The organism is Pseudomonas sp. R43(2017), assembly GCF_002112345.1.
In the GTDB taxonomy this organism is placed as follows: domain Bacteria; phylum Pseudomonadota; class Gammaproteobacteria; order Pseudomonadales; family Pseudomonadaceae; genus Aquipseudomonas; species Aquipseudomonas kribbensis.
Map to the genome: position 1 here is coordinate 309,043 of NZ_NEHJ01000010.1, position 15,175 is coordinate 324,217.

At 63.0% G+C, this 15,175-nt stretch carries 13 protein-coding genes and 1 pseudogene; 1 reads left to right on the forward strand and 13 read right to left on the reverse strand.

The genetic code is table 11. The annotated features are described in order from the left end of the window. The first annotated feature begins 110 nt into the window (after positions 1–110). Positions 111–917, forward strand: a complete 807-nt coding sequence (locus CAG02_RS26440) for a class I SAM-dependent methyltransferase (protein ID WP_085712096.1) — start codon at positions 111–113, stop codon at positions 915–917. A gap of 55 nt (positions 918–972) precedes the next feature. Here the strand turns inward: CAG02_RS26440 and CAG02_RS30330 are convergent. The 13 genes and pseudogenes from CAG02_RS30330 to CAG02_RS26505 all read right to left on the reverse strand — a co-directional run. Further along, a pseudogene (locus tag CAG02_RS30330) lies at positions 973–1,113 on the reverse strand (DNA-binding protein); the annotation flags it as partial. A gap of 146 nt (positions 1,114–1,259) precedes the next feature. Next, complete coding sequence (locus CAG02_RS26450) at positions 1,260–1,952, reverse strand: GNAT family N-acetyltransferase (protein WP_085712097.1); 693 nt, start codon at positions 1,950–1,952, stop codon at positions 1,260–1,262. 115 nt (positions 1,953–2,067) lie between these two features. Then, entirely contained in the window at positions 2,068–2,859 is a 792-nt protein-coding gene (locus CAG02_RS26455; protein ID WP_085712098.1) for a ChbG/HpnK family deacetylase, read from the reverse strand. After that, positions 2,831–4,018: a GNAT family N-acetyltransferase gene (locus CAG02_RS26460; protein ID WP_085712099.1), complete on the reverse strand. Its 1,188-nt coding sequence runs from the start codon at positions 4,016–4,018 to the stop codon at positions 2,831–2,833. Before CAG02_RS26460 ends, CAG02_RS26455 begins: the two co-directional genes overlap by 29 nt. Before the next feature lie 4 nt (positions 4,019–4,022). After that, positions 4,023–4,712: an N-acetyltransferase gene (locus CAG02_RS26465; RefSeq protein WP_085712100.1), complete on the reverse strand. Its 690-nt coding sequence runs from the start codon at positions 4,710–4,712 to the stop codon at positions 4,023–4,025. 71 nt (positions 4,713–4,783) lie between these two features. Then, positions 4,784–6,703, reverse strand: a complete 1,920-nt coding sequence (locus CAG02_RS26470) for a hypothetical protein (RefSeq protein ID WP_085712101.1) — start codon at positions 6,701–6,703, stop codon at positions 4,784–4,786. Next, positions 6,700–8,007 (reverse strand): lipopolysaccharide biosynthesis protein, encoded by a 1,308-nt coding sequence (locus CAG02_RS26475; protein ID WP_085712102.1) that lies wholly within the window; start codon positions 8,005–8,007, stop codon positions 6,700–6,702. The genes CAG02_RS26470 and CAG02_RS26475 overlap by 4 nt, the downstream gene beginning before the upstream one ends. Then, complete coding sequence (locus tag CAG02_RS26480) at positions 8,004–9,005, reverse strand: polysaccharide deacetylase family protein (protein ID WP_085712103.1); 1,002 nt, start codon at positions 9,003–9,005, stop codon at positions 8,004–8,006. The genes CAG02_RS26475 and CAG02_RS26480 overlap by 4 nt, the downstream gene beginning before the upstream one ends. Positions 9,006–9,018: 13 nt before the next feature. Then, positions 9,019–10,155 (reverse strand): glycosyltransferase, encoded by a 1,137-nt coding sequence (locus tag CAG02_RS26485; RefSeq protein ID WP_085712104.1) that lies wholly within the window; start codon positions 10,153–10,155, stop codon positions 9,019–9,021. Then, complete coding sequence (locus tag CAG02_RS26490; RefSeq protein WP_085712105.1) at positions 10,148–11,116, reverse strand: glycosyltransferase; 969 nt, start codon at positions 11,114–11,116, stop codon at positions 10,148–10,150. Before CAG02_RS26490 ends, CAG02_RS26485 begins: the two co-directional genes overlap by 8 nt. Continuing rightward, a complete protein-coding gene (locus CAG02_RS26495) occupies positions 11,113–12,483 on the reverse strand; it encodes an O-antigen ligase (RefSeq protein ID WP_085712106.1) in 1,371 nt (456 codons plus the stop codon). Before CAG02_RS26495 ends, CAG02_RS26490 begins: the two co-directional genes overlap by 4 nt. Next, positions 12,480–13,586, reverse strand: a complete 1,107-nt coding sequence (locus CAG02_RS26500) for a glycosyltransferase family 4 protein (RefSeq protein ID WP_371856518.1) — start codon at positions 13,584–13,586, stop codon at positions 12,480–12,482. Before CAG02_RS26500 ends, CAG02_RS26495 begins: the two co-directional genes overlap by 4 nt. After that, entirely contained in the window at positions 13,571–15,163 is a 1,593-nt protein-coding gene (locus CAG02_RS26505; protein WP_085712108.1) for a Wzz/FepE/Etk N-terminal domain-containing protein, read from the reverse strand. The genes CAG02_RS26500 and CAG02_RS26505 overlap by 16 nt, the downstream gene beginning before the upstream one ends. Positions 15,164–15,175 lie beyond the last annotated feature (12 nt).

The window sequence follows — 15,175 nt, forward strand, 5'->3', positions numbered from 1 at the left end:
CAAGGCTATTAACTATAGCCGCCCGTTGGCTTACAAGTTCGCAACAACCTGGAACATCGCGCTCAACTAGACTCGGGCCGCTCAATCAAGAGCATCGTGCGGAGTGCGCCATGGAAGTGCCAAACAACAAGAACGCCATCGAAAGCAATCGTCAGGCGTGGAACGATTCAGCCCGTCACCATCAGGAATCGGCCGAGTGGAAAGCCTTGCTGAGCGAGGTCACCCAGGCCGGTTTTTCCTGCCTCGACGAAACCCTGAGCGGGTTGCTGAAACAGGTTGGCGTCGATGGAAAAGACGTCGTGCAACTGTGCTGCAACAACGGCCGCGAGAGCCTCTCGCTGTTTGCGCTGGGTGCGCGAAGTGTCGTCGGGGTCGATCAGTCGGCGGCGTTTCTTGAACAGGCCCGTGTGCTGAACGGCCGTTCGCCGCACCAGGCCGAATTCATCGAAGCCGATATTCATCACCTGCCCGAATCACTGCGCAATCGCTTCGACGTGGCGCTGATCACCATCGGTGTCCTCAACTGGATGCCCGACATCGGCGAATTCTTCCGCCACGTCGCCTCGACCCTGAAACCGGGCGGGCAACTGGTGATCTACGAGACCCACCCGTTCCTGGAAATGGTCGATCCCGACGCCGAAGATCCGTTTCGCCTGGCGACCTCGTACTTTCGCCAAGAGCCGTTCGTGCAGCAGGAACCGATCGTCTACGTCGGCAAGATCGAGCAACAGGTCGCACCGTCGTACTGGTTCGTGCACAACCTCGGCGCCATCTTCACCGCCGCCCTCGACGCCGGGCTGAACATCGCGCACTTCAAGGAATACCCGCATTCGAACCGGGAAGAGGCCTATGACCAGTACCTGAACCGCGAGGCGCAGATGCCGATGTGTTTTACGTGGGTGGGGGTGAAAAACTGAGGCAGGTACAGAAGGGTGTGTTGAAAGCCGCTCTCTCTTTTGGGGCAAGTCGGATACGGGCTTCGGTCACATATCCGATTGCTCGAAGTAACTCTTCGTCGTCACCCTCTGCCAGTACCTGAGAGAGGTATTCACGGATAGCATTCAAATCAATCAGCAATGCCTTCATATCAAAATCGGATGTGTTTTGATTCATCGGTCTGTCCCTGTGTTTCTGCCCGAATGTATTCATTCACATGGCGGAAAGCAGTCAGTGGGAGCCGAAACTGAATGGCGCTGTTTCTTATACGAGAGTAGGAAGAATCTGCAGCGTCCATTAACGCCGCAGATTCAATGAACGGATCAAGCCTGCGCAGCCGCCGTCACCACCGGCCGCCCCGGTTTGCGCAGCGGTTCCAGTCTCGAGCCTTCATAGCGCGTCTCGCGGAAGAACCGCCACTTTCCAAACAACCCATAGACGTGGGTGACGCGGCCCTGTTCGTGATAACCCATACGAATGTGCAGCTTCAGCGCCGGGATGTTGTGGGTTTCGCAGACGTCCACCACCTTGTGGCAACCCTGGGCGGCCATGGCTTGCCAGAGGGTGACTTGTACGTCCACCGACAGGCTGCTGCCGAAGTAGGCGCGGGTCATTTCGCCGCCGAATTCGAAGAACTCGCCAGGCTGGACCGGGAAGTTGCAACCGTAATAGTGACGGTCGTGATAGTCCCGGGTGCTGCCCCAGATGAAGGCCACGGCGTGGCCGTCGGCGTCCAGGTACATATGCCCGGTGTGGCCTTCGCTGGCGAGTTCGGCCATGGTCTGCACACGGTCACCGAAATGCTTGCCGAACGCGCCGGCATTCTGTGGCGTGATGTCGACTTTGCGCAGGCCTTCGTAAGGGCGCAGCTTGTGCGGCGGCACCGGGCTGATCAGGTCGCGCTCCATCCACAGCAGTTCCCAATGGAAGAACACGTAGCGCTTCCACAAGGTGGAAAACGTGCGGCCCAGGCCTTTTTGCTTGATGCGTTCGCGCAGCTTTTCGATGACGCTCATGATGCCCTCCGTGGCCGAAGCCCGGGTGTTTTTGTAGTTGGCTTTTGTGGGTATAGATCAAGCTGGCAAGTACATTTCAAAGTGCCATCTTCGAAAGTGTTGCCAGTTGTGTAACTCAGTCGAGTGCCGCGGCACCGCGCAGAAAATCCTTGTTCAAGTCGGCGTAGGAAATCCGTGGAACCCCCGGAAGCCGGCGCTCTAGCACGCGACTCAGGGACTCTCCGGGTTGTAGATAGGCATCACCGAAATCGGCCCCGAGCTGATTCGGATGGGCGACGATTTCCAGCACACCGTCGGTCGGCGCAGGCTCGTTGCGCAGGTCCACCGGGGTGCAGACATAGTCCGCCGTCGCACCGGCCAGGCCTTGCAGACGACGGTTGAGCAAACCCTTGAACAGGCGCTTCGGCAGGCTGAGGTTCTGTCCCAGGTTGCGCGCCAGTCGCACCGGTACGCCCTGGTGGGCGGCGAAGCGCGCGACGATCTCGCCGATCGGCCAGACGTTGTGCACGTGCTGATGTGAATCGATATGGCTCGGGCGCACGCCGTGATCCACGCAACGTTGCCACTGAGCCTGCAATTCTTCCTGCACCGCTTCACGATCTTCACGACCCAGCCACAGGCTGTGCCGCGCCAGGCTGAGATCGAACACCCCGTGGCTGTCGCAGAAGGTGGGGCGGGCGAGAATCCCTTGGCTCAATGGCCGGCCATACGTCAGGTTGAAGTGCAGGCCGACCCGACCTTCCAGCAAGTGATGGCGGGCCATCGCGCAGGCCGCTTCGAAGGCCGGCATGTTGGCCATGGCCGTGGCGGAACTGATGACCCCGGCCTGGAACGCGCTGAAGATCACCGCGTTTTCGTTCGGGCTCAGGCCGAAATCGTCAGCGTTGACTATGACTTGGCGAGGCATGTTCGCCCTCCGTGGTGGGATGGGTTACCGGTTTTACGAGGGCCGCCGGTTTGGTCGTTGCCTGCCGTGCGCGCCACTGCTGCAGTTTCGGTTTTAGCCGCTGCCAGAGGCGTAATCCCAGCCCCAGCAAAACACCGCTCGGCCGCCAGGAATAGAAACTCCAGCGCCAGTGCTCCAGTTGTCCGGTCATGCGTTCGTGCAGTTGATGGCTGGAGTTTTCCAGGCTGACCCGCGAGGCGTCGATCCAGCGCCAATGATCGTCCAGCCCCCAGCGTATCCATTCCTCCAGCAACACCCGGCCGCTGCCCAGGTCGGCGTATTGCGGCAGGAAGGCGAGGTTGTAATCGTAAAGCCGGCCCTGTTCGAGCAGCCCGAGCCGGTAGCTGATGCAACGGCCGTCCAGCTCCAGCGTGACCACCCGCACCAGACCCTGGGCGGCGAGGGCAGTGAAAGCGTTTTCGATGCAGTGGCGGCTGCGTTCGGTGGCGAAGATGCCGACGCCTTCGTCGCCTTTCCAGCTCACCGCTTCGACTTCGCGGATGGCTTGCAACAGCGGGCCCATGGTCAGGGCATCGGGCGTGATTCGCCGCACCACCGCGCCACACGCGGCAATCCGTTTGCGCGCGCGGCGCAGCTTGTAGCGCGGGTCGCCGGAGACTTCCTGATGATCGGCATCGCTGATCAGGTGCACCGGCACCCGACAGCTCAGGCGTCGTTCGGCGTTGGAACTGCGGGCCATCCATTGCGTGAGGACACTTTCCTCGCCCGCCGGCTCCGACAGTTCGTTGAGTTGCAGCAAGGCGTGAGGGATGCGCTGGCGGATCAGCAGCAGCGCCTGGCGCATGTCGTCGGCCGTCAGCACAGACAGCAATGCCAGACGATCCGCCAGCGGATAGCCAAGGTGATGCACCACGGCAAACGGTAGCCCGCCAAAGCGTTCACGACCGGCCACCAGCGGCAGGCACAGGCGCAATTCGTCCGCTTCCCAGCCCAGCAGAATGTGCAGATGCTCGTTCGTGTCGAGTGTCTGCTCTGCCGCGATCAACCAGCCGAGGCTGTTGAACGGCGTGTGGTCCGTCACCCGCAGGCGCAGCGCTTCATAGGCCGCTGCCGGGAAGTCAGGGGCGCACAACGAGGTGCGCCATTCGAATCGCGCCATAGGCTCAGGTCGCCGTTGCTGTGACGGAGGGACGGGACGGTTTGCGCAACGCATCCAGACGCGAACCGCTGTAGCGGGTTTCGCGGTAGAAACGCCAGCGGGCGAACAGGGTGTACACGTTCATGATCCGGCCCTGTTCGGTGTAACCCATGCGCAGGTGCAGCTTGAGCGCCGGGATGTTGTGGAACTCGCAGACGTCCACGACCTTGTCGCAGCCCTGGGCGGCCATGGCTTTCCACAGCTCCAGTTGCAGGTCCACCGACAGTTCGGTGCCCCAATAGGAACGGGTCAGCTCACCACCGAATTCGAAGAACTCGCCGGGTTTTACCGGGAACATGCAGCCGTAATAGTGACGGTCGAAATAGTCCCGGGCGCTGCCCCAGATGAAGGCCACTGCATCGCCGTGATCGTCGAGGTGCATGTGCCCGGTGTGACCTTCGTTGGCCAGTTCGGCCATGGTGCCGACGCGGTCACCGAAGTAGCGGGCGAAGGCGCTGGCGTTGTCCGGCGTGATCTTCACCACCCGCAGCGGCGGATACGGTTTGAGGCTGTGGGGCGGCACCGGGCTGACGAGGTCGCGCTCCATCCACAGCAGTTCCTGATGGGAAAAGACGTAGTGTTTCCACACCTTGGCCAGCGTCGCACGCAGGCCTTTTTGTTTGATGTGTTCGCTGATTTTTGTCACAACGTTCATGGTCGTTACTCCTGATGACGTGGCATCGCGCGGCAAGTGGCCTGCGCGGCAGGACATCAACGGGCGGTTCATCAAGTGCGCCAGCTCAGGGAAAACAGGGTCTGCCCCGGCAGCTCGAAGCGCACGCGCCCGTCCTGGCAATGGAAGGGCGCGTCGCGGCTGCGGTTGTCGGCGCCGAAGTAGCGCAGGGCGCCGTTGTTCAACGGGCACTTGGCGCCCGCCAGATCGACACGCTGCAACCGCGTGCCCTTGTTCACACCCAGCAGGCCGCGCTGATCGTCGCCGGCCATGGCCAGCACATCGACTTCGAAGGCATCGTTTTCCAGCCACAGCACCTTGTGCAGCCAGTGTTGCTGGATGAACTGCTGGGCCAGGCCCACGGGTTTGAGTTCGAAGTGTTGTTCATCCGCCGAGACGCGCAACATGCCTTTCGGATATTCCGGCTCATCGGCGGCCTGGAACCAGTTGAGCATGGTCAGCAAGCCGTCCTGGGAGGCGTTGATCACCACCGAGGCCCACCACAGCGAGGTGTAATGGGTTTCCTGATCGTAGGGGCTCAGGCTTGAGCCACTGGAGAGATTGGTCTGATCCAGCAGCAAGGCCTTGCGTGGCTGACCCTTGGCGTCGAGGCCCACCAGATCGGCGGCGCGGCGCACGCTGTCGCGGTACACGCGGGTGGCGAGCAGGTCGCGGATCATCCATTCGTGCCAGGCCAGTGCATCGACCTGATCGGCGGATTCGCCCAGCAGGCGCCGGGCCCAGTCGATGCCGCGTTTGTTCGCGGCGTTGTCGGCGAACGGGCCGTTGACTAGCCGCGAACTGGCCGGCATCGCGATGCGCACGCCAGCCCGGGCATTGGCCGGATCGCTGCGCACCTGGCGGGCCATGCTGGTGAAGATCGAGCGGTATTGCTCGTAGCTCGAATAGTTGAGATTGGGCTCGTCGGCAAAGCCGATGTAGTGCGTGCCTTTGCCGCCAAGCAGCCTAGTGCTCGCCAGCCACGCGTCGAGACCGCCGTTGCTTTGCACGTCGGCGCGCAAGTCAGCCTGACGCTGGCTGCCGGCAAGCAGGGTGATGTCCTGACGAATGCCGAAACGGTCCTGATAGACCTGGCGAAACGCATCTTCGAACTGCGGCTTCTTCGCCGTCACATCGACGAAGCTGTAGTAACTGGCGGCCGTCGGTTTCAGCGCATCGAGGGCGGCATGGCTGGCGGGCGGCGGCATCACATAGGGCAGGGCGATGCCCAGGTCCGGCGTGCGACCGAGGATTTTGTCGTGCAGGGTCAGGCGGATCTGGCCATCGTCTTCGCGCAGCGGTTTGAGCTGCTGCGGGTTCTGCGCGAACAGATTGGCCGTGCCGTCGAGCCAGAACGCCGCTTTGCCGCTGCCTTGCAGACGCAGGCGCCAGACCTGTTCACGGTCGCTGACCGGCAGCGCGACCTGATCGAATTGCCAATAGGCGCGATAAGGCTTCAGCGCCAGTGACAGCTGTTGACCGTCGCCGACCCGCTGCGCTTGCAGGGCGCTGACGCCACCGTGGAACTTGCCTGCGAGCACCGCGTGTTCACCCGGTGCAATCCTGAAATACAACTCATCGCCGTCACGGGTCTCAGCGCTGAAATGCACCTTGGCCGGGGCGAACAGTGCGACCGTATTTTCGTCGTGCTCAACCCGGTAATTGCGAAAGCTGTAGCCGGGGATTTCCAGCTGATAACTCGCCGCGCCCGGCGTCAACGGCCAGCTCTGGCTGCCACGGGTTTCGCTGGCCTTGATGAAGCGTTCGCCCTGCAATTTGCCCTGGCCGTCGAGCAGGTACAGGTGCTCTTCGTTGGCGTCCGCCTGCCACGCCGGCGCCCAGCGCACGGTCACGGTGTCGGGGCGATCCGCTTGCAGGTACAGGCTGCCGTCACGGATGTCGCCCCAGCGCATCGACGCCGCGAAGGCGTCCAGTGACAGGCCGAGACCGAGCAGCAGGGCCAGGCTTTTCATGCGGCTTTCCTGCGTTGCAACATCAGCCACATCGGCGCGATATCGGCGGGCAGAATGATCAGGGTTTGCCAGAACGGCACGCCGCTCAACCGGCAATACAACACCAGCATCGCCACGGTCACCGCCAGATAGGCAATCGACGACGCCGCTGCGGCGCCGACAATCCCGTAAGCCGGGATCAGCACCACGTTCAGCGCCAGGTTGAGCAGGGCGCCAAGGCCCATCAGCAGCGATACGGTGCCGGGGCGATTCTTGCCCAGCAGGTCCAGCCGCAGAATGCTCGCGTAGCACAGGCCCAACAGACCCGGCAGCAACGCCAGCAGCGCCGGATACGCCGGTTGATAGGCCGCGCCGAACAGCGTGACGATCAGCCATTCGCCGATCACCGCCATGGTCAGGCAGGCGCCGAGCATCACCGTGGCGGTCAGGCGCAGGGCCAGCGGGGTGACCTTGTCCATGCCTTCGTCCTGTTGCAGCAGGCGTTTCATCAGCGGCGTGGTCACGGCTTCCGGGACGATCAACAGCAGTTCGGCGGCGGCGCTGGCCATGGCGTAATGTCCGAGCGCGGTACTGCCGAGCAGGGCGCCGATGAACAGGTAATCGGAGCGCAGAATGACTTGCTGGAACAACAGATCCGGATGGCTGCGGGCGCTGTAGCGCAGCAGTTCGTTCTGGCTGGCGCGGTCCCATTGCAGCTGCAACGGCTGCGCGCGCTTGAGCCAGACCCAACCGGCCAGCACCACCAGACTGATTCCCGCCAGCCAGCTGATCAGCGCCGCTTCCAGTGCCGCTTCTTTCCACATCCAGAACAGCGCGAGAAACAACAGCAGCGGCGCCAGGGATTCCACCAGGCGCAAGGCATTGAAGGCGACCACGCCGCCGGATGCATTGTGCAACGTCAGCAGGCCGCTCTTGAGCACGGTCAACGGCACCGCCAGCAGCAACAACCACGCCAGCAGGCCCAGTTGCACGGTCACGTCCAGTTCACTGCCGAACTCGCGCACCAGCGCCACCACCAGCAAGGTCAACAACCCGGCCAGCAAGCAACCGAAGACCAGCACCTGGGCCAGCAGCAGGCCCATCGGCCGCTGCTTGGCAGCCTGATAGCCGACGGCGGAGTTCAAGCCGCCGCTGGTGGCCGCGCTGATCAGGTCGGGCAGGGTGCTGAGCAGGGCAAACAAGCCGCGCTCGCTGGGGCCGAGGATCCGCGCCAGCAACACGTTCCTCAGCAGGCGCAGGGCGATCATCGCCAGTTTGGTGCCCATGCTCAGCGCCAGGTGCTTGAGGTAACTGCTTCGACTCATGGTCGCGCCCCGCGAAAGATCCGCCACGACAGCAGCTCGGGGTTGCGCGCCGTGCGTTGACTGACGCCGAAGCGCGGCAGGTTCAGCGGATCACCGGCGCCGCGATAGATGCCGGTGCCGGTGCCGAGGGCGAACGGATAATCGTGGCCGGCAATCTGTTCGCGGACTCGCGCGTCGTTGTCGCCGTTGGGGTAGCAGTACACCGGCAATGGCCGGTTGCAGCCATTGTTCAGGGCGTCGCGGCTGCGGCTGATTTCTTCGCTCAGGCGCACATCGTCGAGTTGGGTCAGGATCGCGTGGCTGGCACCGTGAGGACCGAAACGCACCAGACCCGAAGCCTCCATCGCCCGCACCTGATGCCAGTCCAGCGCTTGGGGCAGTGACTCTGGCGGGCATTCGTTGGTCAGGCGTTCGAGGATCGAAGGGTCGGTGCTCTTCAAGCCTTGCAGATAGTGCAGCAACGTCAGGCTGCGACGATCCACATCAATGTCGTCCATCAGCACCGGCAATGGATGGTGGAGCGCCTGCAGGCAGTCGATCAGGTGCATGCGCGGTTTTTCACCGTGGCTGCCCCACAGTGTTTCACCGATGCTTTCCCACCAGAAGCGCTGGCGGCTGCCGATGAAATCCGTGGAGAGAAAAATGCTCGCCGGCACCTGATGCTTCTGCAGCAGCGGGAAGGCGTTGGCCGCGTTGTCGCGCCAGCCGTCATCGAAGGTCAGCGCCACTTGAGGGCGCTCGCGGCGTAAGGCGTTGGGCTGGAGGATTTCCATGAGCGGCACGCAGTCGAAATGCCGGCGCAGCCACACCAGCAAATGCTCGAAGGCTTTCGGGCCGACGCACAGTTCGTTGCGATGCGGCAGGTCGGCGGCCCGGTCATTGGACAGCACCCGGTGCAACATCAGGATCACCCCGGCGCCGTGCAACTGGTTTCGTCCCACGGGCGAGTTGAGATAGAGCCAGCCACTGGTGCGTTTTATCAGTTGTTTGATCGCCATGGCTTGAGCCCTCTCAACGGTTTTGGTCAGGGTTCCACTGGGCGTAACGCTGGCCGCGCAGGAACTGCCACAGGCCGATGCTCATGCCCGCCAATGTCACCAGCAGGAATGCCGCAAGGCGGAACGGTTTGGGTAAGCGGTGTTGCGAATCCAGCAGACCGGCAATCGCGATGGCGTAGCCGATCAGTTGCGCGATCAGACTCAGGCGATAGAAACCGTGGTCGTCCCACAGCCAGAAATTGCTCAGCAGCAACGGCAGCAACAGGATCGGCGCCAGGCGTCGGATCAGTTTGTGGCTGATCAGCGCAATCGAGTACAGCCCGTGCTTGAGCGGGTTGAGCAGCTCGCTGCGCTGGGCCAGGCTTTGCAGACCGCCGACGGTGACCCGCTGGCGCCGGCGGAATTGCTTGTCCGCTTCATCGACGCCGTGGTCGATCACTTGCGCTTCAGGCACGTAGACGATGCGCTTGAATTTCACCGGAGCGCAGGTGCTGATGAAGAAGTCGTCGTTGACTTCCGCTGGCACGTCTTCGAACAACTCACGGCGCAGGGCAAGCAGGGCGCCGTCGGCGGAGACCATGCAGCCGGTGCGATTCTCGACCCGGCGCAGCCAGCCTTCGTAATGCCGATAGAGGCTGTCGCCGACACTCAAACCGCCGCCGGTGACCGGGATCACCATGTGCCCGGCGCAGGCGCCGACCTGCGGATCGCTCAGGGGCGCGAGCAGGTAGCCGAGGGTTTCCCGCGACCATTGGTTGTCGGCATCGGTGAACACCAGAATGTCGCCCGTGGCCAGGGCCACACCGGCATTGAGTGTCGCCGCCTTGCCCTGGCGCGGCAGGTCGAGCACGGTGATCCGTGGGTCGACCACCTTGTGTGCGCAAGCCACGGTGTCGTCGCTGGAACCGTCGCTGGCCAGAATGATTTGCAGGGTGGCCGGCTGATAATCCTGGGACAGCAGCGAACGCAGCTTGTGTTCGATATGCCGCGCTTCGTTGTGCGCGGCGATCACGATGCTGATGTTCAGCGGCGGCGCCGGGCTGTGGCGCCACGCCGGAAACAGCGGAGCGAGCAGCGTCAGCAGCAGCGGGTAGCCGACGTAGGCGTACACCGGCAGCAACAGGCACATCCAGAAAATGAACTCAGCCACGGGCAGGCCTCCTGGCGTTCCAATGACACAGACTGAGAATGAACGCCGCGCCGGCCAAGTGCAGGCGTACCCAATGCAGTCCCCACAGTTGCAGGGTCAGGCCGATATCGTGCTGGCGGCGACTCTGACGGATGCTGAGGACCAGCGCCGGGATCGTGGTCATGATCACCATGACTGCGGCGTGATGGGGAAAGCCGTTGAGCAGCGCGGAAATCGCCAGCAGATCCAGCAGCCACGCCGCCAGCGACAACAGCGGAAAACGCAGCAGACGCAGGCTGAAACCATGGGTGCGCAGCAGTTGCAGATGACTGCCCTGGCGCCACATTTCCTTGCCCATCCATTCGCGCCAGTTCATTTCGTAGCCCCAGTGCAGGGCCACGGACTCATTGACCGACAGCAGCCGCGCGCCCTGTTCGCTCTGGCGCAGGGTGAATTCCTTGTCTTCACCGGTGCGCAGGGATTCGTTGAAACCGCCGACCTTGTCGAACCAGCGCCGATGCATCAGCAGGTTGGAGCTGGGCAACCAGTCCACGGCGTGGGCGGTGTGGCTGGTCGGGCGCAGGGTGCGGCGTTGCCAGGCCACGGCGTACCACGGTGCAGAGGCAGGGGTGTGCAGGTCCAGCCCGAACACATCGGCGTGGCCCTCGGCTTCGAGGGCGAACAGCCCGGTGAGCCAGTCTTCGGGCATCTCGATGTCGGCGTCGATGAACGCCAGCCAGTCACCGGTGGCGACGGCGGTGCCGCGATTGCGCAAGGCGCCGATCAACACACCGGGCACCACCAGCACTTTTGCGCCGAACTGGCGGGCGATCTGCGGGCCCTCGTCGCTGGAACCGTTATCGACCACGATCAGTTCGCACTCGACATTGGCCGCATGGGCGGCTTTCTGCGCCGCCAGCAGGGTGCGGCCGATGTGGCGGCCCTCGTTGTACATCGGGATGACGACACTGATCCGGCTCATGTCCTGGTCTCCACCAACGGTGCTTGCTCGGCCTTCAGGCGCAGGACGCTGGTGAGCGCGAGCATGATCCACACGTACTTCTGGTTCGGTGCACTGAGGAACATCAGGAACAGGGTCAGCGACAGGAAACCCACCCCCAGGTGGGTCATCATGTCGGCCTGCTCCCAGTCGCGGCGCTGCATCCAGGCGCGGCGCGCGCGGATCAGGTTGTACAGGCCCAGTCCGAGCATGCCGACGAACAGCAGCCCGGCAGGAATCCCCAGTTCGCTGAAGATTTCCAGGTAGGTGTTGTGCGCCCGGCGGTACAGGTCACCGATCTTGCGGTTGGCGGAAAACGCCTTGGCGTAGCCGGTGGTGGCGTAATGCAGGGGAAAGGTGCCGGGGCCGGAACCAAGCAATGGGTTCTCACGGATCATCTGGCTGCCGACCACGATGTACGAAGCGCGACGGCCCAGGGATTCGTCATCGTGGCCACGGGCGCCGGCACTGAGCACGCTCAGCGACTGGATACGCGCCAGATAGCCGGCGGGCATCGCATAGATCGCCAGCGGAATCACGATTGCCAGGCCGAGCATGGCGAAGCCCAGGTGCCGTGGACGGATGCGTGTCAGTTGCGCGCGGTAGTGCCAGCAACCAATTACCAGACTCAACGCCAGCACCACCAGCCCGGAGCGGGATTCGGTCTTGGTCATGCCGCCGAGCAGCAGCAGGCAGCAACCGCCCCAGAACAGACGGTGCAACAGGTTCGGGCTGCGAATGATCAACAACAGGCCCAGCGGTACGGCGAAGGCGATCAGCATGGCGAAGGCGTTCGGGTCTTCGAGCAGACCGGCGGCGCGGCCCTGATCCTGGAATTTGGTCGAGAACATCGCCATCGCGCAGGTGGCGCTGACGGCCAGCGTCACCAGTCGGGCGAACAAGTCGAGGTTCAACTCGCGACCGATCAGCAAGGTGATGACGAACAGGATCAGGCCGACGCTGAGTTCGCGAAGATGACCCAGAGACATGCCCATGTCATCGGTGTTGAGCAGGCTCAGAAAGTACAGGACCATGAACCAGATCAGGTAACGCCAGATATTGCTGCGCAGGCGTTCCGCCGGAATCTGATGCATTGCCAGTTGCAGCATCAGGATCACTGCCAGCGACGCGCCGATCAGCTTGCTGCCCGACAGCGAGCTGTCCTTGAAGAAGCCCTCGAACGGCACCAGCGCGGCGATGCCGAGCAGGCCCCAGGTCGGCTTGCGGTAGAGCACGGCGAACCCCACCAGACCGAGCACCGCGCCCGGCGCAAGATAGGGCCAGGGGCTGGCCAGCAAGGCGATGCAGACCAGACCCAGCAAGCTGACGATCGAGAGCGGGAAAATCATGCGCGTGCCTCCCGTGCCGTGCGGATGTACAGCTGCGACCAGCGTTCGGCCAGGGCCTTGAGGTCGTAGCGGTCCTGTTGCGTGCGTTTTGCGTTGTCCCGCAGCCTGCGCGCCAGCCCGCTGTCGCTCAGCAGGGTGTCGAGCTGCCGGCCCAGGGCGGTACTGTCGGTCGGCGCGGCGAGCAGGCCGTTATGCCGGTGTTCGAGCACATCGGGAATCCCGCCGACCGCAAAGGCCACCACCGGCACGCCGGTCTGCATGGCCTCAAGCAAAATCATCGGTGTGCCTTCGGTGCGCGAACTGATCACCAGCGCGTCGAGTCGCTGCCACCAGTGGCGCATGTCGTTCTGATAACCCGGCAGACGAATGCGCTGCTGCAACCCGGCGGCGTCGATCCGCGCCTGCAACGCCTCGCGTTCCGGGCCGTCACCGAGCATCACTGCGTCGAGCTGCGGGTGCTGATGACACAGCGGGATCAGGGCGTCGAGGAACAGATCCGGGCCTTTCTCGCTGCTCAGCCGGCCGACATAACCGGCGAGCCAGCGCGGATTTTCGGCTTGCAGGGTTTGCGGGGCGACCGCTGCCGGCAGGCCGTTGGGGATCACTTGCAGCTTCTCCGCCCGCACGCTGGCCTGGCGGTGCAGCACCGCGATGCTTTCGGCCACGCACACCACCCGGTCCACCGAGGCCGTGCGGCACAGTTGCAGGCTGAGCCAGGTGTAGAACTTCTGCTTGCGGCTGCGCGGGGTGAAGCCGTGTTGCGTGATCACCAGTGGCAGACGCAACAGCGAAGCCCCCACCCAGCCGAACAACAGGCCCTTGAAATTGTGGGTGTTGATCAACGGACGCTCCGCCCGGCGCTGGCGCAGATGCCCGAGCAGTGCGCCGAGCCCGGCGCACCCTTGCGCATCGACACCCGCCTCGCGAAAGCGCTCGATCAGCTGCGCTGGCGCATCGAGAAACAGCACCTGATGCTGTCCCGGTGTCGCCAGGCAATGATCCAGCAACATCCGCTCGGCCCCATAGAAGCCGCCACTGCTGAGCAAATGAATGATCGGCAGCGCGGCGTTCGGGGAGGACGGCGTGTTCAATTGCGCACCCAGTGCACGAAGCTTGGCACGGTCCAGTTCTTGTGCGGATTGCCGGGTTGGGTGCTCTGGTCGTTGATCACCAGCAGCACCGGTACGCCCAGCTCGTGGCTGATTTGCGCCGGGTGTTTGAAGCGGTGATCGAAGAACTCACGCACGTAGACCAGGGCAATCGCCAGCAGCAGGCCGGTGAACAGACCGAACGGAATGATCAGCAGCGGTTTGGGGAACGCCGCTTCGGTCGGCTCGAATGGCGGGCTCAGGACCCGGGCGTTCGACAGGTCGTCGTTCAGCGCGCGGGTGGTGCTGCTTTCGGCGAAGCGCTGGGCGTAGGTCGAGAACGCGGCGTGCAGGGCATCGATTTCGGTGTCCATCTGCCGCAGTTTGCTTTGGGTCTGCTGCAAGTCATGGATGCGCGCCTTGAACTCGGCGATGCGCGCCGTCTTCTGATCGATCACCTGTTGCACCACGGCCAGATCGTTGGTGCGTTCCTGAATGCGGTTGCTCACCACTTTGAGGAACTGCTGGCGGGTGCGGGCGATCTGTTCGCGGGTCAGCAGCATCGGCTCGCTGCCGGGCTGGAACACCGCCAGATCGTTCATGTAGCGGCTGACCTGGGTGGTCAGTTGCTCGCCCAGCTGTTTGATCTCCCGGTCCTCGAACGCCACGTTGTCGACGGTGGTGGTGAAGGTGTAGGGGAAGGTGTAGTCATTGAGCTTGTTGTTGCTGGCGGCGGCCAGGCTGGTTTTCAGGTATTCCAGCCAGCGCTGGCTTTGCAGCAGGCGGTCCTGATACAGGTTCAGCGCCTGTTCTTCGGTGTTGATCGCGTTCAGGCGGAAGGTGATTTCTTCCTTCGGATCCGCCGCGCCGACACGTTCCAGCAAGGCCTGGCGATTGGCTTCCAGACCATCGAGGCGCACCTGATACAAGTGCTTCTTGGTCTCGTAGAAGGACTGCGGCAGGTCGATCGATTGCAGCGCCTGACGGCTGACCAGATAGTTCTGCAACAGGGCGGCAACGAAAGTCGTGCCTTGATGCGGATCCGGGAAGCTGTAGACGATCGAGATCACGTTGGAGCCGGGCAGGGTCTCGATCTTCAGGCTGTCGATGGCCTGTTGCGTCAGCCCGTCGAGCACGGTGTCACGCACCGGATCGGTCTCCAGCCCCAGTACGTTGCGCAGCGGGTTGATCAGGTATTGGCGCAGGGGCGAGGTGATGTAGCGCCGGAACGGATCGCCGATCAGTTTGGCGAACATTCCGGGGGGCGGGGTGTATTCACCCTTCTCCCGCAGTTCGCTGATGGTCTGACGGATCAGTGCTGGCGAACGCAGGATGTTGCTCTCGGTTTCCATGTCTGCCAGTGACGGCGGGATGAATGTGGCGTTGTCCACGGTCAGCGACGTGGTGGCGTCACCCTGGGAGAGTTTTTTCGACTGCACGATCACCTGGGCGGTGATATCGAAGCTCTGTTTGAGCACCATCGGCAGCACCAGCGCGATCACTGCAAAGATCAGGAAGACACGCTTCACCAGCCGTTTGTTGGCGAAGAAGATCCTGAAGAACTCATGCAGGTAGTTTTCCTTTGGATTCATGTCAGGTCACCT